The following is a 23,666-nucleotide window of genomic DNA, read 5'->3' on the forward strand; positions in this document are numbered from 1 at the left end:
TAACAAAGTTACATTTGTGATAAAAAATAGTTTTGATAACTGACTACTGAGGGGAAATAGCTACAATCTGCGCAGCTAGATTTTCATCAAAAGGCAAACATAGCGCGGCAAATTTTGCTTGAATATCTTGTAGGTGTGCCATGCTGTCTCCTGCAAAGCGCGCGGTTAAATTGTGACTGGTATTTGATTGACGCAGTACGCCAAAACCATGGGCGAAATCTAGACGCACGCCATCAATACAACTCAGAGTTGTACCTATTGGCAATAAGTCTTTGGCTTGCTCTATGCTGATAGTGAGGCTTTTTATAGAGCAACTACAAAGCGTCCGCTGACAGGTACTGAGTACTTGATATTCAGCCTGAACAGGCAGTGGAGCGGTTACTTTTATGAGTTGTTGTAAATACACGCATAGTCGAGTTAGCTGCTCAATGATTGAGCAATCGGTTGACGTACTTACTGGCAGCGGTAAATAATGATCGGCAGTACTGACAATGTTTGGTAATTGATAGATGATATTAGCAAGATTTGTTGTAGGATTTAGACTATTTGAGTTACCAGCTGCCAGCCAATGCAACAGTCTTAAAGCTGCATACATGGCATCATCATAGACAATAAAGCGACTGTCGTTAAAGATAAAATGCCCCGATAACTCTCCAGAAAATACGATTTGCCCAGCAGAGTCCTGCATCTGTTGGCGCATTAGACTACTGCCAGTTTTGCTGATGATAGGTTCTGCGCCAAGTTTAGTCAGTAGCTTCGGCAAATGATGCGAACATTTAATATCAAAGAGAATTTGCGGTGGAGATTGCAACTGGGTACAAGCGACTGGACGCTCAGTCAATATCACCTTTGCTAATAAGTAGAGCAAGTGATCGGGTGTGACTACCTTGCCTATATTATCGACGATCATTAGTCGGTCGCCATCACCGTCAAAGGCGATACCTATATCTGCCTGATGATTAACGACGCTTTGCTGCAACTGTGTGAGCCGATTTGGCTCGGTAGGATCGGGATTGCCAGCAGGAAAATCTCCGTTTGGGACGTTATTAAGCATGATGACATTTTGGCAATATCGCTCAAATAATTGCTGAGCGATATGACTGGTCGCACCATGCATACAATCGATAACAACCACCAAATCTAGCTTGGTAAGAAATGATTGGTTATCATGCGGATAGAGCGCTTTAAACACTTGCACAATAGCATCGATATAATGCGCTGCTACTTGCTCAGGCGATAAAGACATTTGCTGATTGCTAATAGGGTTATCCACTACATGTCGTGGAGTGCTTGACGCTTTATAGCCTTTTTGATTGTCTTTTTTAACGATTACTTTTTGAAAATCAGTGATTTCAAAACCAGTTTCTTGCAGACCATCTTTAGGCAAACCACTTTTTTCAAGCATGCTGTTATCTAAAGAACGTAGAGCTAGTTGCTGCTGAGTCACTTGCTGGTAAAGCATTTGAATTTCTTCAACGCTAGGGGATTGATGATTGACCAACCACTTAATACCTAAAACATCTCTCGCAGAATGACTGGCAGTTACGATAATGCCATGTCCCTGATATTGCTCTGCCCAAAATACCATCATAGGCGTGGTAATCAGTCCCAATTGGATAACTTGTAGACCGCATTCGCTCAATGTATTAGCAAGTCTGTAAGCAATGACATCGCTATCACGACGTACATCATAGCCAATCACGACGATATTTTTTTTGTTATCACTGTCTTGTTGAACGTGATAAAGATGCGCAAAAGCGTACCCTAAGGCTTGTATAAAGTCATCAGTAAAGTGCTGGCGCGAACCGCGAATATCATAAGCACGAAATAAGGAGTGCTGCGCAGCAAAAAACGGCATCTTTTACTTCCTTATTATCGTGATAAATATGAATGATAAATAAATCGTCTAAGAGTATTAGGCGTATAGCTGATCGTTATTTTAGAATAGCTACTACTGACGACCGGAGTGTCCAAAACCACCAGCACCGCGCGCACTGGTATCACTAAATTCTGTCACGACTTCAAATTCAGGGCGGGCAACAGGGACAACCACATATTGTGCCATGCGTTCTGCAGGACTTAATACAAAGTCTTCCTGACTACGATTCCAAATACTGACCATCAGCTCACCTTGATAATCAGCATCGATAAGTCCAACTAAGTTACCCAAAACAATACCATGCTTATGTCCAAGACCTGAACGCGGTAAAATCATGCCTGCAAAGTTTGGATCTTGTATATAAACCGCCAAACCAGTACCAATCAAATGGGTAGCACCCGCTTTAATCGTTAAAGGCTCATCAATACAAGCGCGCAAATCAATACCTGCGCTGCCGTCAGTGGCACGAGTAGGCAAAGAAAACGCTTTATCTTCAGTGATTTTAGGGTTTAAGACTTTAACTTGTACAGCTTGCATAACGCACTCACTTAACGATTTAATGGTTTTATAAACAGAATGAATTTAGGGCGTGCCCTAATTTTTAAATTTAATTGCTTAACAACAACTATTTTTATAAATAGCTGCTGATTTTTAACTTTTAGTTTCTAAATTTTAATAAGCGATTGATTAAAGAATCAGTATACTTGCCAAGCCCAAAAACGACATAAAGCCAACAATATCCGTTACCGTGGTTAGGATAACAGAGGCAGATAATGCCGGATCAATATTCATGCGCTTTAGCATCAGTGGAATACTAATGCCCGAGACATTGGCAGCGGTCATATTAATCGCAATCGCTAGACCGATGACCGCGCTGATTTTAATGTTATGAAACCACAATTGCGCAATAAACGCCATAATTATCGCCCATATGATACCGTTTATCGCCCCAACCCACAGCTCTTTATTTAATAGCCATACGCGGTTAGAGCCACCAATTTGTCCCATTGCCATACCGCGAATGACGACAGTAAGCGTCTGCGAGCCTGCAATACCGCCCATACTGGCAACTACGGGCATAAGAATCGCTAGAGCCACCACTTTTGCTAATACGGCTTCAAACTGTCCAATTACAGCAGCGGCTAATAGTGCCGTACATAAATTGATACCAAGCCAAATACTACGGCTTTTTGCACTGGTCAAAATAGGCGCAAACAGCTCTTCGTCTTGACTGACACCAGCAAGGTTTTTCATGGTGCTATCGACATCATCTTGGATAATTTCCATGATGTCCTCACCGTTTAGTTGGCCAACCAGTTCGCCATGACTGTTAATCACTGGGGCAAAACGAATGTCTTCTGAGCGAAAAATCGCCGCCGCATCTTGAATGTCCAAGCGATCATTGATGGTAATAGCGCTATCAATCAAATCAGCAACTAAGGTACTTTGGTCATGCTTAATCAAATCAGCCAGACTTAATAAGCCAAGCAGTTGCTGGCTTTGATCGACAACCAATAGCTCTTGGCTTTCATCATCAAGCAGCTCAATATCTTCTCGCAGCCAGTTTTGAACATCAGCCAGCGTCATGTCTTCTTGGACTTGAATAAGCTCAGGATCCATATAGCTGCCAACTTCCCAGTCGGCATAGGTATCGAGTTTATTGACCTGAATGCGTATTTCTTCATCCAAAGTTGCCATCACTGAAGTACGCACGCTTTCGGTAACGGTGTCTAAAATCTCTGAGATGTCTTGTGCATCAAGATCTTGAGTAAACAGCGATATCTCTTTTGACGAGATATTTTCCATCAATGGCTGGCGTGTATCAAACTCTAGCTCAGCTAATACTTCACCTTTGATGTTTTCTGGTACTTGTGCCCAAATCAGTAGTCGGCTCTGAGTCGGGAACGATTCTAGTAAGTTGGCAATCTCATATTCTGACTGCTTCCCTAAAAACTCAGTAATCGCTTCAAAAGCCTTGTCCGCAACCAACTCTTGCAAATAGAGTAGTTTATACTCAGCGTTAGATTCAGCCGGATTATAATCTCCCTGTCGTGTCGATGGTCGTGCAGAATTTGGCGTAGGAGCGGGCATAAAAGTTCCAAGTTTTTCAAAATATATAAATAACAATGACTAAGAGCTAAGCTTAATGAATGAGTTATATTTGTTAGCTTTTTTAATTGTTAAACATTATCGATTGCCCAATAAAGCCCGAATATTAGCCAAGTATTCATCAGCAACTGCTGCGGGGTCTTTGGTGGCTTTTTGTTTTTTTGCTTTGGCAGGCCAATCGATATGATCCTCTGGCAACTCATCTAGAAATCGTGATTCAGACGTGACGCGCATTTGACCACCAGCGCGGCGCTGAGTGGCTAGTGTCAAAGTTAGCTCGCGACGCGCGCGAGTAATGCCCACATACATCAAGCGCCGTTCCTCTTCGACCGTCTCGCTTAGGATAGAGTTGCGATGTGGTAGCATCTCTTCCTCAAGCCCCATGATATAAACAAAATCAAACTCCAAGCCTTTTGCCGCATGTAAGGTCATTAGATTAACTTTATTGGTGTTTTCTTCTTCCTGCTGCTGCTCCAGCATATCAAGCAATACCAGCTTGCGAATGATGGTATCAATGGTACGGTCTTCGTCTTCTTCGGCGCGATTAATCAGCGATTGAATACTGGTGTAAAGCATATCGATATTATCGATACGGTTTTTTTCTTGTTGCGGCGTTTTTGAGTCGCTACGGACAAAGTCAATATAACCGGTCTCATCAATCATTTGACGGACAATTGGCACAGGGTCAGGATGTTGATCAAGCTCGCGAGTATAGTGCTCAATAAAGTTGCCAAACTCCTTTAACGTACTATAAGATTTCGACGGTAAAACGTGGGCAAGACCGGCATGCGTACAAGAAGCCAGTAGCGAGATGCTATGTTCTTGTGAAAATAAGCCAAGCTTTTCAAGCGTCGCTGGTCCCATACCGCGCTTGGGCGTATTAATCACGCGCAAAAATGCACTGTCGTCTTCTGGATTTAAAATCAGACGTAAGTAGCTCATAACGTCTTTAATTTCACTACGAGCAAAGAACGACTGACCACCCGATAATTTATAAGGCACTTGCAGTTGACGCAACTGCGCCTCTAGCATCCGCGCCTGAAAGTTACTGCGATAAAGAACGGCATATTGTTCCCACTCATTGCCAAAGCGCAATTTGTGAGTGACGATTTCTTTGGCGACGCGCTCAGATTCATCGTCATCATTACGACAGTTAATAATACGAATTTTTTCGCCTTGACCTTTATCTGACCAGAGTTTCTTTTCAAATAAATGCTCATTGTTGGTAATAACCGCATTAGCAGAGGTCAAAATACGGGTAGTCGAGCGATAGTTTTGCTCAAGCATGACGATTTTTAATTTTGGGAAATCCTCTTTAAGTAAACCCATATTTTCAGGTTTAGCACCGCGCCATGCATAAATAGATTGGTCATCATCACCAACGACGGTAAAACGCCCTTGTGGTCCGACCAAATATTTGATCATCTCGTACTGCGCCGTATTGGTATCTTGATATTCATCGACCAGCAAATAGCGAATACGATTTTGCCATTTATCACGTAGCTCTCTATTTTCACGCAGTATTTTGGTCGGTAATACAATTAAATCATCAAAATCAACCGCGTTATAAGCCCGTAGATTGCGCTCATATAAAGCATAAAGCGTCGCAAAAATCATATCTTCTGGATCGTCTAAGGTTTCCATCGCCTTATCCGGCTCAATCAAATCATTTTTCCAATCAGAAATCATCTTGATTGCTTTACCAACCAACTCACGACTTTCAGCGCCGCTTAAGTTATCACGCATCATAAGCTCCATTAGCAAACGCTTGCTATCGTCGCTGTCCATAATGGAGAAATTGCCTTTCAATGGCGTATGAAGCAGCTCATATCGCAGAAACTGCAGCCCAAATTGGTGAAAGGTTGAAACCGTTAGACCACGGGTCTTTTCACTCGGTAGTAGCTTACTGACTCGAGCTTTCATTTCACGCGCCGCTTTATTGGTAAAGGTCACCGCCGTGATCCGCTCAGCAGGCATATTGCATTCTTCGATCAGATAAGCAATCTTGCGGGTAATCACTGACGTCTTACCGGAGCCGGCACCTGCTAACACCAGTAGCGGACCAGATACGTAGAGCATGGCTTCTTGTTGTTTGGGATTAAGTTGACTCATAACGTGACCTGTAAGACAAAAGCAAAAAGAGGGTAGCAGTAAATCGTAAAATGCCACTAGCTGCCATCAAGCGAAAAATACGTTCGTTAAAATAGAGGGCATATTGGCATTTTAAATAGAGTAACTCACAGAATAATTTTAAAGTTTTAGGCAATCTGCGAGCAAAATTAGGTGAGTTATTATAAAGCAAAACCAAGGCTTTTGGGCAGGAGTTAGTAGCGTGGAATATATAAGATTATGAGGTATATATAAGGTACGTCTTGAAAAATGACATAGAGAAATATTTTGTTTCAATGAAAACCGTCGAAAATTTGGCCAATACAAGCTCATTTCCCATGAATAAAAATAAGGAGTCAGACTTAAGTATTATCCATTATGGAAGTGAAAGTGAAATAATTACAAGCTGTGACTAACTGCGCGTTTTATATAGATTTTTCATCTTAGTTAGCAGTCAATTAATAATATATTCCTTAAACTTTTAGAAAGTTTTTAGAGCAGGATGATGAATAATCTATAGCATAGTTTGCGGATAAAAAAACCTATTTTTTTTGCCGATAAAGTGACCGCTCAATGCAGTTAAAAACTAGCTTTTGATTGCCGATATGCGTATAGTACGTAAATAATTTATGCCAGTTGTCACGTCATTGTTGACCACGTGTAATGAGCTATTAAATCAATTAAATAAACTATCGAATATGACATTGATTTAATACGTTGATCTTACGTTGTTAGAAGATGCGTTGGGCGACCAGCCTTTATCCGCATATAGAGCGGACACTCTACAGTTGGTCAGATCTGACATCGTCGTCAATAAGCTTGATAATTGGTTGTTACCAGTACAGAACCTAACATGTGACTCAATGACAGTTACTTAAATACAGTGACAGTTGCTTTGTGTTTTCGTCTGCGTTATGCCTGTCGCTTGACGACCTTAATATGTAGGTCGATGCTTGCGCGGCGTGTAACACTCGATTGGGTGAGGAGCACGTATTATCATGTCTGCTTTTAATTGGTCAGCCATTGCTTTTATTTTAGCCGCCATTGGGCTAGTTGTTTTTATGCTGGTCGTCCCGCGTCTACTTGGCGGTCGCTCACATGGCTCACAAAAAGAAGAGATATTTGAAGCGGGTGTTGTCGGATCTGGCAACGCCCGTATTCGTTTGTCTGCCAAATTCTATTTGGTGGCGATTTTCTTTGTTATTTTTGATCTAGAAGCCCTTTACTTATATGCTTATGCAGTCTCAGTTCGTGAAGCTGGCTGGCTTGGTTTTGCTGCGGCCGCCATATTTATCACCATCTTGATCATTGGCTTGGTATACGAGTTGAGCTTGGGTGCGATGAATTGGGCACCGGCTGATAAGCTACGCAAAAAAGCCCGCCTATATGCTGCACCCGCAGGCTTTAGTTTAGCTGACATCACCAAGTTCGATGGTGTTGATGAACTCATGGTCGATCCTACGGGCAAGATACCTGCGCAGTCCTCCGGTCAGATTAATGTCTCAAACAATATTGAGACCAATCGTCGTCACTTACAAAACATTGATCATATTAATACCACGGGTAATGTCACTTCTGTGGACTTTGCGACGTCTGCACAAACAGATAAAATGACGCGTTAATGAATAACAGTGCGTGTTAATTAGTGAATAACAAAATTATTTAATAATGAAGTTAAGGCAGTAGTGAGGGCAAATCATTGCCGCACTTTGTTTAACATAAAGGTTGTATGTTATGAAATACACATTAACAAAAGCCAACCCTGATGCAGATGTCTATCCTGCTCAGACAAGCCAAACTGTCAACGATCCAATGGAAGATGAAGTCAATAAAAACGTCTTTATGGGTCGTCTAGAAGATCTTGTGCATTCAACAGCAAACTGGGGGCGCAAGCACTCACTGTGGCCATTTAACTTTGGTACCTCATGTTGTTATGTCGAATATGCGACTACTTTAACGGCGGTTCACGATTTGTCACGCTTTGGTGCCGAAGTTATTCGCGCCTCGCCACGTCAGGCAGATGTGATGATTGTTGCTGGTACTTGCTTTGTTAAAATGGCACCCGTTATTCAACGTCTATACGAGCAAATGCTTGAGCCAAAATGGGTCATCTCGATGGGGGCTTGTGCCAACTCGGGCGGTATGTATGACATCTATTCAGTCGTGCAAGGCGTGGATAAAATTATCCCCGTCGACGTCTATGTGCCTGGTTGTCCGCCACGTCCAGAAGCATTGATTCAAGGCTTGATGTTATTACAAGAATCTATTACTAAAGAACGTCGTCCGCTGGGTATCCATGTCAATGATCAGGGTGTCTATCAGCCGCAGATGACGCCTGAGCGTGACCGTAAGCAAGCAGATCGTATCGCTGTGAAAAACTTACGTAGCCCAGATAGTATTTAGTTAAGCAGTTTGGCGTAGTTATTAATAATTGTTAGAAGTGCGCGTACGCTCATCATAGTTTGGTTATGATTATCATCTTTTATTATGGTTGTCATGGTTCAGTTATGATTAATGAAGGAAGACATCATTCATGGTCACGGTAGTCGAAAACACAGATCCTAAGATCAAGCCTGTCCCAGCAGTTATCAAAGAGCTGGAAGAAAAATATGCTGGTAAGTTCGTTGTGCAGCACACGGTTGACGACATTCCAACGGTTTGGGTGGCACGCGCTGATTTATTAGACGTTCTCTTATTCTTACGCAAATTGCCAAAACCTTATGTCATGTTATTTGACTTGTCAGCGATAGATGAGCGTCTACGTCAGCATCGTCAAGGTTTACCTGACAGTGATTTTACGGTGTTTTATCACTTGATGTCGCTTGAGCGTAATAGTGATGTGCGTATCAAAGTGGCGCTCAGTGAAGAAGATTTAAACGTCCCAAGTGCGACACAGATTTGGCCCAATGCCAACTGGTATGAGCGCGAAGTGTGGGACATGTTCGGTATTGTCTTTACTGGTCATCCGCATTTAACGCGTATCTTATTGCCAAAATACTGGGAAGGTCATCCACTGCGCAAAGAATATCATGCGCGGGCAACTGAATTTACCCCGTATTTCTTGAATACCGCCAAACAACAATACGAGCAAGAAAACCTGCGCTTTGTCCCAGAAGAATGGGGCATGAAACGCTCGGGTCGTGATGAAGACTTTATGTTCTTGAACATCGGTCCTAACCATCCATCGGCTCATGGTGCTTTCCGTTTGGTACTACAGCTTGATGGGGAAGAAGTTGTCGATTGTATCCCTGATATTGGATATCACCATCGCGGCGCCGAAAAGATGGCTGAGCGTCAAACGTGGCACTCATTTATTCCTTATACCGACCGTATCGACTATCTTGGCGGCGTAATGAATGAGCTACCGTATATCATGTCGGTTGAAAAGCTTGCCGGTATTACTATTCCGCCGCGTGCTGAAACCATCCGCGTGATGATGAGTGAGTTTTTCCGTATTACCAATAACTTGCTGTTTGTCGGTACCTTTATCCAAGATGCCGGCGGTATGACCCCAGTATTCTATATGTTTACCGATCGCCAAAAAGCCTATGACGTTATCGAAGCGGTAACTGGTTACCGTATGCATCCTGCGTGGTTCCGTATCGGCGGTACAGCGCATGATTTACCGCGCGGCTGGCAGCGTTTGGTTCGCGAGTTTTTAGATTGGATGCCAAAACGCTTGGATGAGTATGTCAAAGCAGCATTGCAAAACAGTGTGCTCAAAGGTCGTACCCAAGGTGTTGCCCAATATAATACCAAGCAAGCATTGGCGTGGGGCGTTACTGGCGCAGGTTTGCGTGCAACAGGTTTGGATTTTGATTTGCGTAAAGCGCGTCCGTACATGGGCTATGAGAATTACGACTTTGAAGTACCAGTCGGCTATAACGGCGATGCTTATGATCGCTGCATGGTGAAAGTCGAAGAGATGCGCCAGTCGCTACGTATTATCCGTCAATGTATGGATAATATGCCGCAAGGTCCTTATAAGGCGGATCATCCATTGGCAGTACCGCCGCCAAAAGACCGTACCTTGAATGACATCGAAACCTTGATTAATCACTTTATCTCCGTCTCTTGGGGTCCTGTGATGCCAGCGGGTGAGTGCACAACGATTGTAGAAGCAACTAAAGGTCTAAACAGTTATTACATCACCTCGGATAAAGCGACGATGAGCTATCGTACCCGTATCCGTACTCCGACATTCGCGCATTTGCAGCAGATGCCATCAGTCATTAATGGTTCATTGGTATCCGATGCCATTATGTATCTGGCATCAATTGATATTGTGATGGCCGATTGTGACCGTTAGAAAGTCTGTGGTTATACGTTTATCATTATCGTTTATATATTAAAAGTACGACGCGTTCATTAACATATTATCGCCAAACTGGCACACCAAAACGCTGTCATTGCGCCGTGAGCGCAACCTTAACAGTGGGCTGAGTGAGGAAAGAAAAAGATTATGAAAATTGTTTCCGATAAAATGCCAAAAGTAGATGTGGCAAGTATCTTAACTGCAGAAGAAATTGCGGCTATTCATGAGTTTATGCATCATTATCCTCATCCACGAGCAGCGTCTTTAGATTCGCTAAAAATCGTGCAAAAGCGTAACGGCTGGGTTGATGATGCGCAAGTGAATGCGATTGCTAATATTCTAAATGTACCGATGACGGATATGGATGGGGTAGCAACCTTCTTTAACCGTATCTATCGTCAGCCAGTTGGTCGTCATGTCATCCTTGTTTGTGATTCGGTGGCTTGTTATTTAACAGGCTATGAAGCACTAGCAGCTGAGCTCAAATCTGCGCTGGGCATCAACTATGGTCAAACCACTGCTGATGGTCGTTTTACGCTATTGCCGATTTGCTGTTTAGGTAACTGTGACAAAGGTCCTGCGGTATTGATTGATGAAGATACCTATGGTCCTGTCCAGCCTGAAGAAGTCGCCCAATTGTTGGAGCTATACGCATGAGATTAACTGTTTCAGAGCAGATTGCTCTTCGTAATCAAGGCAAAGCGCCAAGCCAACTTAATGAGCAGCGTATTCCTATCTATGGCGATAGAGCGACTGCTACCAGTGAAACCAAACCACTGACATGGCGCTTAGCGCATCATGATGCTGTGCTTGATTTGGCCACTTATGAATCATTACGTGGTTTTGAAGCGTTAAAGATAGCGTTAAACCAATCGCCAGATGATACGTTAAATACTATCAAAGAAGCGGTGGTAAAAGGTCGCGGCGGTGCAGGTTTTCCAGCAGGTATTAAATGGTCGCTAATGGCACCACCTGATGGCGGTCCACGCTATCTAGTCTGTAATGCTGACGAGATGGAGCCGGGTACGTTTAAAGACCGTTTGCTCATGGAGCGTTTGCCGCTTCAGCTTATTGAAGGCATGCTTATTTCTGCCTATGCGATTGGTGCAACAGCCGGTTATATCTTTATCCGTGGTGAATACATCTTAGCTGCGGAGCGTTTAACGGCAGCGATCGAAGAATTAAAGGCCAATAATCTAGTCGGCGATAATATTTTAGGCTCAGATTTTAGTTTTGATTTACATGTGCATACGGGTGCTGGTCGTTATATTTGCGGTGAAGAAACGGCATTGATTAACTGCTTAGAAGGTCGCCGTGCCAATCCACGTACTAAACCACCATTTCCACAAGTAGCTGGTGCATGGGGTCGACCAACCGTGGTTAATAACGTTGAAACTTTACATAACGTTTCAGCGATTATCCTACATGGTAGCAAGTGGTATCAAGACCTGCCAAAAGCCAAAGGTGTAGTCGAAACCCCCGGTACGAAGCTATTTGGCTGTTCTGGTTTGGTCAATGATCCCGGTCTTTGGGAATTACCTTTTGGTTATACGGCGCGCGAAATCATCGAAGATTTCGCCGGTGGTATGCAGGAAGGTCGCACACTTAAGGCTTGGTTACCAGGCGGCGCATCAACGGATTTTTTAACCGCTGAACACTTAGATACTGTCGTTGATTTTGACACTATCCAAAAAGCGGGTAGCCGTATGGGTACGGGTCTGCTTATGGTCGTTGACGAAGAACAAGATATGGTGCCATTGGTACGTAATCTTGAGATTTTCTTTCAGCGCGAATCGTGCGGTTGGTGTACGCCATGCCGCGATGGTTTGCCGTGGGGCGTCAAAATCCTTACCGCTATCAATGATGGCGAAGGGCAGATTGGCGATGTTGAAAAGCTAGAAGGTTTAACCCGTGACTTATGGATCGGTAAAACCTTTTGCGCACACGCCCCCGGTGCGATGGAACCACTGATGAGTGCAATTAAATATTTCCGTCCTGAGTTTGATCAAAAGATTGCGCAGGCGGTTGGTGAAGATGTCATTAAGGCTGCAGCCAATCAACAGCTAGATGTAAAATAAGGAGAGCGGCATGGCAGTCATACATATTGATGGAACCACTGTCGAAGTAGATAGCGCAGATAACTTGCTACAAGCATGTTTGTCACTCGGCATTGATGTGCCGTATTTTTGTTATCACCCAGCCCTTGGTTCAGTAGGCTCTTGCCGTCAGTGCGCGGTTAAGCAATATATGACCAAAGAAGATATGGAAGCAGGTCGCGGTCGCCTTGTGATGTCCTGCATGGTCGCCCCAGGCGATGATATGTACATCTCAGTGACTGATGATGAAGCGAAGGCGTTCCGTAAGTCGATGGTTGAGCTGTTGATGATTAACCATCCGCATGACTGCCCAACCTGTGAAGAGGGTGGACATTGTCATTTGCAAGATATGACCTATATGTCAGGTCATCATCGTCGTCGCTACCGCTTTACCAAACGCACCCATCACAATCAAGAGCTTGGTCCGTTTATCGCGCATGAGATGAACCGTTGTATTGCTTGCTATCGCTGCGTCCGTTTTTATAAAGACTATGCAGGTGGCGAAGATTTGGGCGTTTATGGCTCAAACGAGCGTGTTTATTTTGGTCGTGATAAAGACGGTCAGTTTGAAAGTGAGTTCTCAGGTAACCTAACGGAAGTCTGTCCAACAGGTGTATTTACCGATAAGACGCATTCGGATCGTTATAACCGTAAATGGGATATGCAGTATGCGCCAAGCATCTGTCATGGCTGCTCAGCGGGTTGTAATATCTCTGCCGGTGAGCGCTATGGTGAGTTACGCCGTATCGAAAATCGCTATAATGGCGAGGTAAACCGTTACTTCTTATGTGACCGTGGTCGTTTTGGCTATGGCTATGTCAATCGTGAAGACCGCCCGACTCAAGCGCTTGAACGTATCAATGATAAACACGTCAAAATCAATATTGACTATGCTCTTGATGAAACCATTAAGCGTATTAAAGATAAAAAAGTCATTGGTATTGGTTCGCCACGTGCCAGTTTAGAGACCAACTTTGCGCTGAAAAACCTTGTTGGTTTTGATAATTTTTCAACGGGTCTTAATCATCAGCAGCAAGCATTGGTCAATAAATGCATTGAAGTATTGAGTACTGAGGGTATTTATAACCCAGGTATGGTTGATATTGAAAGCCATGATGCCGTATTGGTATTGGGTGAAGATATCACTCAAACGTCATCACGTGTGGCACTCTCTATCCGTCAAGCGGCGAAAAATGAAGCCATAAAAATGGCGGCTGCTACCAAAACGCAATCGTGGTTGGCTGAGCCAGTCAAACGTATTGCTCAAGGTGCACAAAGCCCAGTATATGTCATCGATGTAACTCAAACCAAACTTGAAGATATCAGTAAAGTTAGTGTCGTAGCGACACCTGAAGACATCACTAAACTTGGTTTTAAAGTTGCGGATGAAATTGCTAAATTTGCTAATAATTTAGTAAAAATAGTCGAGCCGCAAAAAGCTGAAAAAGAAGCTAATGCCAATATCAATGTTGATCCTATGCAAGCGCTGGCACAGCAAATCGCTTATGACTTGATCCAAGCGGACAAGCCATTGGTTGTCTCTGGTAGCAGCTTATCGTCTATTGCCTTGATAGAAGCAGCTGCGCAAATCACGCAAGCATTAAGCCAAAAGCGTGCAGCGATCAAAGCAACTGAGCAGTATGAAGTTGAGACACATAATGCCAAAGTTGCAGCAGCTGAAGCGCAAGCACAAACAACAACGGCGCAGCAAACAGAAGATAAAGATCTGTCTGCCAAGCCAAATAAACCTGAAACGGGCGTTAATACTGAAGCACAAGACGATGTTGAACGTCAGCCAGCAACCAAACTTGAGCTCAAAGAAGTTAATAAAAAATACCACGCTCAAGCGGGTATCTATTTAGCAGTGACAGATGCTAATAGTATCGGTGTTTGTTTACTCGGTGGTCATTCAGTTGAAGAATTGCTGGCGACTGATTTTGATGTGGTGATAGTCGCTGAAAATCAGCTGACTGATGCTATTGATGCGAATAAATTAACACAGCTATTGACTGATAAAACCGTCATTGCGTTAGATCATCAATTGCTGGATTGGCACAAAGACGTCGATATTGTATTGCCAGCAGCCACCTTTGCTGAAGCAGACGGCACGCTTATTTCTGCCGAAGGTCGTGCGCAGCGCTTCTTCCAAGTTTATGATAATGACTATTATCATCCGCTTAGTAGTATCAAAGAAGGCTGGCGCTGGTTGCATGCTGTGCACAGCAGCTTAGAAGGTCGTGATGTCGACTGGACGCAGCTTGACGATGTCATCAATGCTTTGATAGCGACTCATCCTAAGCTTGCCGGTATCAAAGAAGCTGCACCCGATGCTGATTACCGGATGACGGGTCTAAAAATTGCCCGTCAGCCACGTCGTTACTCAGGTCGTACTTCTATGCGTGCGCCTGTCTCTGTCCATGAGCCAATGCAGCCAAAAGATTTGGATACCGGTTTAACCTTTTCAATGGAAGGCTATAGCGGTAAACAAACCCCAAGCGCGATGATTCCTTTTGCGCAATCTGCCGGTTGGAACTCACCGCAAGCTTGGAATAAATATCAAGATAAAGTCGGTGGTAGTCTCAGAAATGGTGATCCGGGCGTACGCTTGTTCGACCAATTAGAGCGTTTAGCTACGCGCCAATATGTTGCGCCAGAAGTTAGCTCAGTAGCTACGACGGATATGCATCAAGGGCAAGCCAAATTGGTGCCTATTTATAACATTTATGCCAGCTCAATGATGGCATCGCGTAGCCCAGTGGTAGCTGAGCAATTACCTGTCGCCTCATGGCGTATAGGAATTGATGACGCAAAAGATTGGAATATCGTGGCTGGTGATTATTTGGCGATTGAGATTGATAAACAGCAAATCACGCTGCCAGTAGAGCTTGTTGGCTATTTAGCCGAAGGTTGTATTGGTTACCCTGTCGGTCAGGTGAGCATTATTCATCCATCGATGCCAGCGTCAGTACGTAAAGTCGATGCACCTATTACGATGATGGGTAGCATGGCTAGTGGCAATTCTGAAAATGGCAGTGCTTTAAACAGCTTTGAAGATAACAATAACCGCGCCGTAACAATAAGCACAGCGCCGACCACCACACAGGAGGTGTAATATGCAAGTAACTCGTATTATCCCTGATGTGCCAAGTTTTTTGGCAAGTATGATGACCTTTGATACTTGGTCCATACTTTTTATGGTCGTACAATCGTTGGTTATCTTTTTAGTCGTTGTCATTGTCGCGGCAATGATGATTATCTATGAGCGCCGGATGCTAGCACTCTGGCAAGACCGTTATGGTCCAAACCGTGTTGGACCGTTTGGTTCACTACAGCTAGTCGCCGATATGCTCAAAATCTTCTTTAAAGAAGATTGGACGCCAAATTTTACCGATAAGTTTATGTTTACTTTGGCGCCTGCGGTTGCCATGTTTACCGCTCTGGCTTCATTTGCCATTATTCCTATCTCACCAACCCTTGGCGTTGCTGATTGGGATATTGGTATTTTGTTCTTTTTTGCCATGGCTGGTATTGCAGTCTATGCAGTACTGTTCGGTGGTTGGGCATCAGCCAATAAATTCTCATTACTTGGTGGCTTACGTTCAGCCGCGCAAACCATCAGTTATGAAGTGTTCTTAGGCTTGTCGTTGATGGGTGTTGTTGCATTGACTGGCTCATTTAACTTACGTGCGATTGTTGAAGCGCAGGCTGATGGTTGGTATATCATTCCACAGTTCTTTGGCTTTTTAACTTTTGTGGTTGCTGGTGTTGCGGTCACGCATAGACATCCATTTGACCAACCAGAAGCTGAGCAAGAGCTTGCTGAAGGATATCACGTTGAATATTCCGGCATGAAGTTCGGTATGTTCTTTATTGGCGAATACGTCAATGTTGTATTGATTTCTGCTTTGATGACCTGCTTATTCTTTGGTGGTTGGTTGGCACCTTTTAATTTAGATATTCCGTTTATTCCACCAGCTTTTTGGTTCATGATTAAGACGCTGTTCTTTATGACTATGTTTGTTTTGGCTCGAGGCTCACTCATGCGTCCGCGCTATGATCAGGTGATGAACTTTGGCTGGAAAGTCTGCCTGCCCGTAACCTTGATTAATCTATTGGTTACTGCTGCAGTCATTTTGATTTTTTCCCCAACGTTGTAATCATCACTAGCCATTACTGATGAACTAGGGTAAAGCTGAGAAGGATAATAATCCCATGTTTACTACGATAAAAAAGACCGTCATTGGACTATTTACCATTGTCCGCAGCATGTGGATGGTCAATAGTCATGCGCTCAGACCACGCGACACCATTCTTTATCCTGAGGTGCCAGTACCAGTGCCGCCACGTTTTCGTGGACGTATTATCTTGTCGCGTGACCCTGACGGCGATGAGCGCTGCGTTGCTTGTAACTTGTGCGCTGTGGCATGTCCAGTTGGTTGTATCTCCCTGCAAAAAGCGGAACGTGAAGATGGACGCTGGTATCCAGAGTTCTTCCGTATTAACTTTTCACGTTGTATTTTTTGTGGCTTGTGTGAAGAAGCTTGTCCTACAACAGCTATTCAGATGACTCCTGATTTTGAGATGGGCGAATACGTCCGTCAAGACTTGGTCTATGAAAAAGAGCATTTGCTGATTTCAGGACCGGGTAAATATCCCGATTATAACTATTATCGCGTGACGGGTATGGCGGTAGCAGATAAACCAAAAGGCGCAGCGCAAAATGAAGCGGCACCGATTGATCTAAGGAGCTTGCTACCATGATGAATATTTTAAATAATCCTGAATTGGCAGGGTTTTACTCATTAGCAGCGGTAGCAATATTTGCCAGTTTGCGCGTGGTAACCCAAGCCAATCCAGTGCATGCTATTTTATCGATGATTGTGTCATTGCTGGCAATCGCTGGCATATTTTTTGTGATAGGTGCGCCGTTTGCTGGAGCACTTGAAATTGTCGTTTACGCGGGTGCCATTATGGTGCTGTTCGTCTTCGTGATTATGATGCTGAATTTAGGCATGCGTAATGATGAGCGGGAAGAGCGTTGGCTTGATGCCGGCACTTGGGCGATACCGACAGGCTTGACGATTATTATCGCAGTTGTGCTGTATGCAATGATTGGTCTTAATCATAACGAAGCAGCTCTGATTGGCGGTACTACGATTTCAGCCAAAGCAGTGGGTACGGTGTTATTTACCAAATATATTATGTTGATAGAAGTAGCCGCATTGCTACTACTCGCAGCCTTAGTTGCAGCTTATCATTTAGGTAAAGAAGCTATCGATGATGAGATTATCGGTAATGATAGTCTAGTAGCCAATCCAAATATCGGTAGTATTGAGCTCTATGAAAACGATAGCCCGCACACCAATAATGATGCAGTAAAGATGGCAAAACCATACGAATATAAAGATGTCGATCCGCATGACTACGTGGGCATGAAGGTTGGCATGAAAGCAGGTACGCAGAACGGTATGAAGAAAGTCACGCGCAAGGAGTCAGACTGATGGTACTAGCAGCAAGCGTGGCACAAGATATTACCAATGTGCCGTTTGCCCATGAAGTAGCAGGCTTAGTGCAGCCGGTTGCTGAGGCGCAAAATGTACTTGGTCTGATACCCATGAGCCATGGACTAATCTTGGCAGGTATTTTATTTGCGATTGGTCTGTGCGGTGTTATGGGACGGCGTAATTTTCTATTTATGCTAATGAGCCTTGAGATCATGATGAATGCGGCGGCACTAGCATTTGTGGTAGCAGGTAGTCGTTGGGTCGATCCAGATGGACAGATTATGTTTATCTTTATCTTGACCTTAGCAGCAGCAGAGGCCGCTATTGGTTTAGCAATATTATTGCGTTTTTATCATCAGCGTGGGCATCTTGATGTCGACAGCGCCAATGAGATGAAAGGATGATGTCATGAGTTTATTACCATTAACCTTTATATTCCCGCTCGTTGGCTTTTTGATTTTAGCCTTTATGCGCGACAAGTTAAGCGAGCAGGTGGCAGCGATTATCGGTGTCGGTAGTATGCTGCTATCAGCGCTATGTACGCTGATCGTCAGCTATACCTTTTTAACGACGTATCCAGCCGGAACTGTTGTAGAGATTCCACTCTGGACATGGTTCCAAGTCGGTGATTTTGCCCCAAATTTTGGCTTAAGTTTTGATGGCTTAGCATTGACGATGACGGGTGTTATTACCGGCATTGGCTTTTTAATCCATCTGTTTGCCGCATGGTATATGAAAGGTGAAACAGGTTTTGCACGCTTCTTTAGCTATATGAACTTGTTTGTCGCCAGTATGTTATTGCTGGTATTGGCGGATAACTTGTTCTTGCTCTATCTTGGCTGGGAAGGCGTTGGTATCTGTTCTTACTTGCTAATTGGTTTTTACTACCATGACCGTGCGAATGGTCGAGCAGCGATAAAAGCCTTTACTGTTACCCGTGTTGGTGATGTATTTTTAGCCTTTGGTTTGTTTTTATTATTCCGCGAATTTGGTACGCTTAATATTCAAGAGATTATTACCCGTGCCCCGGAAGTATTTGATATTAATAATCCAACCATGATTCTAACTACCATGATGTTGGTTGGTGGGGCGATGGGTAAATCAGCGCAGCTACCATTACATACATGGCTTGCAGATGCGATGGCAGGTCCAACGCCAGTATCGGCATTGATTCACGCAGCGACCATGGTTACCGCTGGTGTTTATCTGATTGCCCGTCTACATCCGTTATTTATATTAACACCTGGTGTACTATTGTACTGGGTTGGGGCAGTGGGTGCATTAACGCTAGTTATTGCAGGATTCTGTGCGTTGGCACAAACTGACATCAAGCGTATCCTTGCTTATTCGACTATGAGCCAAATTGGCTATATGTTCTTAGCACTCGGTGTTGGCGCATGGCAAGGTGCTATCTTCCATTTGATGACCCATGCTTTCTTTAAAGCCTTGCTATTCTTATCATCAGGTGCAGTCATCCTTTCGGTACATCATGAGCAAAACATCTTTAAGATGGGCGGCTTACGTAAAAAGATTCCGTTAGTATTCTGGTGCTATATCGTCGGTGGCGGTGCACTTGCCGCGATACCTTGGGTCACCGTTGGTTTTTATTCTAAAGAAGCCATTCTGTGGGAAAGTTATGCAACCGGTCATATGGTTTTATTCTATATGGGCGTATTCGGTGCTTTCTTAACCGCGATTTATACCTTCCGTATGATTTGGATTATCTTCTTTGGTGAAGAGAAAACGCATGCCCATAAACTATCTGGTATGTCATATTGGCTGCCGCTTAGTGTGTTGCTCGTATTATCTACGGCAGTGGGTGCATTTATTACCCCGCCATTGCAAGGCGTATTGCCAGAAAGTGTTGGGCATTTATTAGAAGTTGCGGGTCAAGCGCATGCTAAGCATACGGCTGAGTTTATCGCGATGGGTGCGATGGCAGCAGGCTTGATATTGGCGGCGCTATTATATGTCGTTAATAAAGGTCGAATGCTGACCAGCTTTAAGCGCACGCGTATCGGTGGGGCGCTGTATCATTGGTGCTATCACGCTATGGGCTTTGACGCGCTATACGATATAGTTTTTGTAAAACCCTTTTTGTTCATCGGCCGCTTATTTAAAGCCGACCCTATCGATAAAACGTGGCTGCTATTACCTAAGCTGGCATCAGCGGGTAATAAGGTATTGTCTGCGACGCAAACAGGGTCACTTCGAGGTTATGCTGCAAGCTTTGGCTTGGGTATGGCTGTGTTACTCGTGCTGGTAATGATGACGGTGGTATAAGATGATTGAGTTACAACAAACGTGGATGCTACCAGCATTAATCGCCATTCCTTTTATTGCAGGATTGCTATGTTGGCTGGTTGAACGCTTTAATAAACGCTTGCCGCGCTGGATTGCCTTAATTGGTATGACGTTGACCTTTGTGTTGTCAATGGTACTGTGGCAATACGGTGATTTTTCTGGCATGAGTCAGCAAGTCATTGCGCCAGATGCAAATGTGCCTTGGGTGGCTGAATTTAGTGTGCCTTGGATACCGAGTTTCGGTATCAGTTTTCATTTGGCGTTAGATGGTTTATCGCTAATGATGGTTGCATTAACTGGTCTGCTCGGTGTTGCTGCAGTTGCCTGTTCGTGGAATGAGATTCAGCGCCGTGTTGGTTTCTTCCATCTAAACTTGCTGTGGAGTTTGGGCGGCGTCATCGGTGTTTTTTTAGCCATTGATATGTTCTTGTTCTTCTTCTTTTGGGAGATGATGCTGGTTCCAATTTACTTCTTGATCGCGATTTGGGGTCATGACGTCGTTGGTAAAACCAAAGAATACGCAGCAACTAAGTTCTTTATTTATACCCAAGCATCTGGTCTTATCATGCTGGTCGGTATTTTGATATTGGTCATTATCAGCTACGCCCAAAAAGGCGTGGTCAGCTTTAACTATAATGATTTACTCGGTACGTCACTTGGCGGCTGGGAATATCCGATCATGCTGTGCTTCTTTATTGGCTTTGCCGTGAAGCTGCCAATTATTCCGTTTCATGGCTGGTTGCCAGATGCCCATGCGCAAGCACCAACAGCCGGTTCGGTGGATTTGGCAGGGGTTTTGATTAAGACTGCTGCTTATGGTTTGATTCGTTTTGTCTTGCCATTATTCCCAGCTGCATCACAGGATTTTGCTCCAATTGCTATGACCTTGGGTACTATTGGTATCTTCTATGGCGCATGGCTTGCCTTTATGCAAACCGATATGAAGCGTCTGCTTGCTTATACCAGTATCTCGCATATGGGCTTTGTAGTTTTGGCAATTTATGCTGGAACCTTACTCAGCTTGCAAGGTTTGATGATTCAAATGCTTGCACATGGTCTAAGCTCAGCAGCGCTGTTTATTATGGCAGGGCAGTTGTATGAGCGTCTGCACACACGTGATTTGACCTTGATGGGCGGTATGTGGGGTCAGTTCCGTTATTACGCACCAATATTAATGTTCTTCTGTGCCGCCTTACTTGGTATTCCGGGTACGGGTAACTTTATCGGTGAATTCTTGATTTTGTTTGGTGCCTTTGCTCAGTATCCTGTGTTTGTGGTCTTAGCAACTTTTAGCTTAGTATTGGCGGGTTTATACTCACTTATATTAATTCATAAAGCGCTATTTGGTATCAACAACATTGAAGAAGTGGCATTAAAAGAAACCAAATCGCATGGTCTGCCGACGCGTCCATTAAAAGATTTGGGCAAGCGTGAGCTGTCGTTACTTTTGATGCTAGCAGCAGGCTTGGTCTGGCTGGGACTGTATCCACAGCCATTCCTTGATACCTCAAGTCATGCGATGCAGTGGATTAATAACGCTTATATATATAGTCAAGTAACCCAAGTAGATGCCTCGCAGCTGCTTGATGCAATGGAGGCACGTTAAGTCATGAACGATTTTACGATGAATGATTTGATGGGGCTACTGCCTTATGCACCAATCATTGCGGTAGTCATTACGGTATTGGCGGTGATGATTGCCATCACGATGAAGCGCTCACATATGGTGACCGGTACGATTTCGGTCATCGGTCTCAATATCGGTCTTTTTATTTTGCTTGGGCAAATGGCAGGTATTGTCGATAGTGGAACGCTCGTACCAGCGGCTGAGCAGTTATTTGTGATTGATAATTTTGCTCAGTTTAATATGGTGATTATTTTTATCTGTGCATTGGCTTGTTGTACGTTGTCTTATGCGTATTTAGCAAACCTCAAGGATAATAAAGAAGAGCTGTATTTGCTCATGTTGCTATCGACGATTGGTGCACTGCTTATGGTTTGTGCCCAGCATTTGGCATCGTTCTTTATGAGCCTTGAGATGCTATCGATACCGCTATATGGCATGCTGTCCTATACCTATATGCGCACCCGCTCGCTTGAGTCGGGGCTGAAATACTTAGTGCTATCAGCGACAGCATCGGCAACGCTGCTGATGGGTATGGCATTTATTTATGCAGAAGTCGGCTCACTGGCATTTAAGCCTATTAGCTTAACATTGACAGATACGTTTGAATCGCCGCTGTTAATCTTAGGTGCAGCGATGATGATGTTTGGTATCGCCTTTAAACTTTCTGCCGCGCCCTTTCATATCTGGACACCTGATGTCTATGAAGGCGCCCCTGCACCTATCGCGACTTATCTGGCCTCGGTATCAAAAGTAGCGATGATGGCATTGGCAGTACGATTTTTAATTGATACCTCATTATTGGCATTGCCATCGGTACAGATGCTGCTTATGGTCATGGCAACTTTATCTATTTTGCTAGGTAACTTACTCGCCGTACGCCAAACCAGTCTCAAACGTTTACTTGGTTATTCATCGATTGCCCATATGGGCTATGTGCTAATCGTAATCGTGAGCATTGGTTCTGCTGCTGATAGTATCTCTAGCATGTATATGGCGATTTATGCCTTTACCTCTATTGGTGCCTTTGGTGTCGTGACCTTGATGTCTAGCCCTTATCGCTTATCTGGTGAAGCCGATCAATTGATTCATTATCAAGGATTGTTCTGGAGACGTCCGGTATTGACTGGTGTCATGACTATCATGATGCTATCTCTAGCGGGTATTCCATTAACCGCAGGTTTTATCACGAAGCTGTTTGCGATTCTTGCTGCAGTACAAGGGGCTAATTGGTTCTTGGCAGCGATGATTATCCTCGGTAGTGCGATTGGCTTGTTCTATTACTTGCGCGTCTTGCTCACGCTATTTAAACGTCCAAAACAATTTATTGAATTTGACGTCTCGAAGCAGTGGGGTTTACGTACTGGTGGTATCATGGTCATTGCAGTCACGGCGATCATCTTGTTCTTTGGCGTATTACCAAATAGTATGATTGAATGGGCAAGCTTGGCTCGTATTTGGTAAGCCTAAAAGTAAAAAGCTGAAATAAGTAGTGCTATATCCATACTACTACTTATTGATTGTTACGGTTCGAAAAACAAGATGCGCCCGCTTTGTGATAAGCTTGGCGCATCTTTTTTTATGTTGTTTAAATTTTATGGTGTAATGGACATTTTTCATGCTGGGATAGGTCCTAAAGCTATATACTGTCTATATTTGCAAGGAATCAACGCCATGAATCAAAAAACTGCCCTTTTTGTAGTGACAAACATACAAAGAAGAATGG

The 23,666-nt window shown here is 43.9% G+C and carries 17 protein-coding genes; 13 read left to right on the forward strand and 4 right to left on the reverse strand.

Going from position 1 to position 23,666, the window contains the following annotated elements; all coding sequences use genetic code 11:
* Window positions 1-43: 43 nt before the first annotated feature.
* From JMX75_RS11885 to JMX75_RS11900, 4 genes are all read right to left on the reverse strand, one after another.
* A complete protein-coding gene (locus JMX75_RS11885) occupies window positions 44-1,858 on the reverse strand; it encodes a phosphomannomutase (protein ID WP_201532466.1) in 1,815 nt (604 codons plus the stop codon).
* Window positions 1,859-1,951: 93 nt separating this feature from the next.
* Entirely contained in the window at window positions 1,952-2,416 is a 465-nt protein-coding gene (dut, locus tag JMX75_RS11890) for a dUTP diphosphatase (RefSeq protein WP_020442863.1), read from the reverse strand.
* Between the two features lie 150 nt (window positions 2,417-2,566).
* Window positions 2,567-3,970: a magnesium transporter gene (gene mgtE, locus JMX75_RS11895; RefSeq protein ID WP_201532467.1), complete on the reverse strand. Its 1,404-nt coding sequence runs from the start codon at window positions 3,968-3,970 to the stop codon at window positions 2,567-2,569.
* A gap of 96 nt (window positions 3,971-4,066) precedes the next feature.
* Complete coding sequence (locus JMX75_RS11900; RefSeq protein ID WP_201532468.1) at window positions 4,067-6,100, reverse strand: UvrD-helicase domain-containing protein; 2,034 nt, start codon at window positions 6,098-6,100, stop codon at window positions 4,067-4,069.
* 995 nt (window positions 6,101-7,095) lie between these two features.
* On the opposite strand from JMX75_RS11900, the gene ndhC reads away from it, so the two are divergent.
* From ndhC to JMX75_RS11965, 13 genes are all read left to right on the forward strand, one after another.
* Window positions 7,096-7,719: an NADH-quinone oxidoreductase subunit A gene (gene ndhC, locus JMX75_RS11905; protein WP_149409784.1), complete on the forward strand. Its 624-nt coding sequence runs from the start codon at window positions 7,096-7,098 to the stop codon at window positions 7,717-7,719.
* A 112-nt stretch (window positions 7,720-7,831) separates the two neighbouring features.
* Window positions 7,832-8,500 carry a NuoB/complex I 20 kDa subunit family protein gene (locus JMX75_RS11910; protein ID WP_011512925.1) on the forward strand — a complete coding sequence of 223 codons (669 nt, stop codon included), beginning with the start codon at window positions 7,832-7,834 and terminating at the stop codon, window positions 8,498-8,500.
* Window positions 8,501-8,630: 130 nt separating this feature from the next.
* Window positions 8,631-10,406 (forward strand): NADH-quinone oxidoreductase subunit C/D, encoded by a 1,776-nt coding sequence (nuoC, locus tag JMX75_RS11915; RefSeq protein WP_011512926.1) that lies wholly within the window; start codon window positions 8,631-8,633, stop codon window positions 10,404-10,406.
* A 153-nt stretch (window positions 10,407-10,559) separates the two neighbouring features.
* Window positions 10,560-11,069 (forward strand): NADH-quinone oxidoreductase subunit NuoE, encoded by a 510-nt coding sequence (gene nuoE, locus JMX75_RS11920; RefSeq protein WP_201532469.1) that lies wholly within the window; start codon window positions 10,560-10,562, stop codon window positions 11,067-11,069.
* On the forward strand, window positions 11,066-12,490 hold the full coding sequence (gene nuoF, locus JMX75_RS11925; protein WP_201532470.1) for an NADH-quinone oxidoreductase subunit NuoF: 1,425 nt from the start codon (window positions 11,066-11,068) through the stop codon (window positions 12,488-12,490). Before nuoE ends, nuoF begins: the two co-directional genes overlap by 4 nt.
* 10 nt (window positions 12,491-12,500) lie before the next feature.
* Complete coding sequence (nuoG, locus tag JMX75_RS11930; RefSeq protein ID WP_201532471.1) at window positions 12,501-15,620, forward strand: NADH-quinone oxidoreductase subunit NuoG; 3,120 nt, start codon at window positions 12,501-12,503, stop codon at window positions 15,618-15,620.
* Window positions 15,621-15,669: 49 nt separating this feature from the next.
* Window positions 15,670-16,665 carry an NADH-quinone oxidoreductase subunit NuoH gene (gene nuoH / locus JMX75_RS11935; protein WP_041753375.1) on the forward strand — a complete coding sequence of 332 codons (996 nt, stop codon included), beginning with the start codon at window positions 15,670-15,672 and terminating at the stop codon, window positions 16,663-16,665.
* A gap of 55 nt (window positions 16,666-16,720) precedes the next feature.
* Window positions 16,721-17,269, forward strand: coding sequence for an NADH-quinone oxidoreductase subunit NuoI (gene nuoI / locus JMX75_RS11940; RefSeq protein ID WP_011512931.1), 549 nt, complete (start codon window positions 16,721-16,723; stop codon window positions 17,267-17,269).
* Entirely contained in the window at window positions 17,266-18,009 is a 744-nt protein-coding gene (gene nuoJ / locus JMX75_RS11945) for an NADH-quinone oxidoreductase subunit J (RefSeq protein WP_201532472.1), read from the forward strand. The genes nuoI and nuoJ overlap by 4 nt, the downstream gene beginning before the upstream one ends.
* Window positions 18,010-18,122: 113 nt before the next feature.
* Complete coding sequence (gene nuoK, locus JMX75_RS11950) at window positions 18,123-18,416, forward strand: NADH-quinone oxidoreductase subunit NuoK (RefSeq protein WP_201532474.1); 294 nt, start codon at window positions 18,123-18,125, stop codon at window positions 18,414-18,416.
* A 4-nt stretch (window positions 18,417-18,420) separates the two neighbouring features.
* Entirely contained in the window at window positions 18,421-20,295 is a 1,875-nt protein-coding gene (gene nuoL / locus JMX75_RS11955) for an NADH-quinone oxidoreductase subunit L (RefSeq protein ID WP_201532473.1), read from the forward strand.
* Between the two features lies 1 nt (window position 20,296).
* Window positions 20,297-21,922, forward strand: a complete 1,626-nt coding sequence (gene nuoM / locus JMX75_RS11960) for an NADH-quinone oxidoreductase subunit M (protein ID WP_133105502.1) — start codon at window positions 20,297-20,299, stop codon at window positions 21,920-21,922.
* Window positions 21,923-21,925: 3 nt separating this feature from the next.
* A complete protein-coding gene (locus JMX75_RS11965; RefSeq protein ID WP_133105501.1) occupies window positions 21,926-23,404 on the forward strand; it encodes an NADH-quinone oxidoreductase subunit N in 1,479 nt (492 codons plus the stop codon).
* Window positions 23,405-23,666: the final 262 nt, after the last annotated feature.

This window comes from Psychrobacter sp. LFX-11D (genome assembly GCF_904846475.1).
Lineage (GTDB): Bacteria > Pseudomonadota > Gammaproteobacteria > Pseudomonadales > Moraxellaceae > Psychrobacter > Psychrobacter cryohalolentis.

What these genes read in the sequence shown, in the direction of transcription:
- nuoI (WP_011512931.1), top strand. Translation starts at nt 16,721, where the DNA reads ATGTTTACTACGATAAAAAAGACCGTCATTGGACTATTTACCATTGTC.
- nuoM (WP_133105502.1), top strand. Translation starts at nt 20,297, where the DNA reads ATGATTGAGTTACAACAAACGTGGATGCTACCAGCATTAATCGCCATT.
- ndhC (WP_149409784.1), top strand. Translation starts at nt 7,096, where the DNA reads ATGTCTGCTTTTAATTGGTCAGCCATTGCTTTTATTTTAGCCGCCATT.
- nuoL (WP_201532473.1), top strand. Translation starts at nt 18,421, where the DNA reads ATGAGTTTATTACCATTAACCTTTATATTCCCGCTCGTTGGCTTTTTG.
- JMX75_RS11900 (WP_201532468.1), bottom strand. Translation starts at nt 6,100, where the DNA reads ATGAGTCAACTTAATCCCAAACAACAAGAAGCCATGCTCTACGTATCT.
- JMX75_RS11965 (WP_133105501.1), top strand. Translation starts at nt 21,926, where the DNA reads ATGAACGATTTTACGATGAATGATTTGATGGGGCTACTGCCTTATGCA.
- mgtE (WP_201532467.1), bottom strand. Translation starts at nt 3,970, where the DNA reads ATGCCCGCTCCTACGCCAAATTCTGCACGACCATCGACACGACAGGGA.
- nuoH (WP_041753375.1), top strand. Translation starts at nt 15,670, where the DNA reads ATGATGACCTTTGATACTTGGTCCATACTTTTTATGGTCGTACAATCG.
- nuoC (WP_011512926.1), top strand. Translation starts at nt 8,631, where the DNA reads ATGGTCACGGTAGTCGAAAACACAGATCCTAAGATCAAGCCTGTCCCA.
- nuoK (WP_201532474.1), top strand. Translation starts at nt 18,123, where the DNA reads ATGAGCCATGGACTAATCTTGGCAGGTATTTTATTTGCGATTGGTCTG.
- JMX75_RS11885 (WP_201532466.1), bottom strand. Translation starts at nt 1,858, where the DNA reads ATGCCGTTTTTTGCTGCGCAGCACTCCTTATTTCGTGCTTATGATATT.
- dut (WP_020442863.1), bottom strand. Translation starts at nt 2,416, where the DNA reads ATGCAAGCTGTACAAGTTAAAGTCTTAAACCCTAAAATCACTGAAGAT.
- nuoG (WP_201532471.1), top strand. Translation starts at nt 12,501, where the DNA reads ATGGCAGTCATACATATTGATGGAACCACTGTCGAAGTAGATAGCGCA.
- nuoF (WP_201532470.1), top strand. Translation starts at nt 11,066, where the DNA reads ATGAGATTAACTGTTTCAGAGCAGATTGCTCTTCGTAATCAAGGCAAA.
- nuoJ (WP_201532472.1), top strand. Translation starts at nt 17,266, where the DNA reads ATGATGAATATTTTAAATAATCCTGAATTGGCAGGGTTTTACTCATTA.
- JMX75_RS11910 (WP_011512925.1), top strand. Translation starts at nt 7,832, where the DNA reads ATGAAATACACATTAACAAAAGCCAACCCTGATGCAGATGTCTATCCT.
- nuoE (WP_201532469.1), top strand. Translation starts at nt 10,560, where the DNA reads ATGAAAATTGTTTCCGATAAAATGCCAAAAGTAGATGTGGCAAGTATC.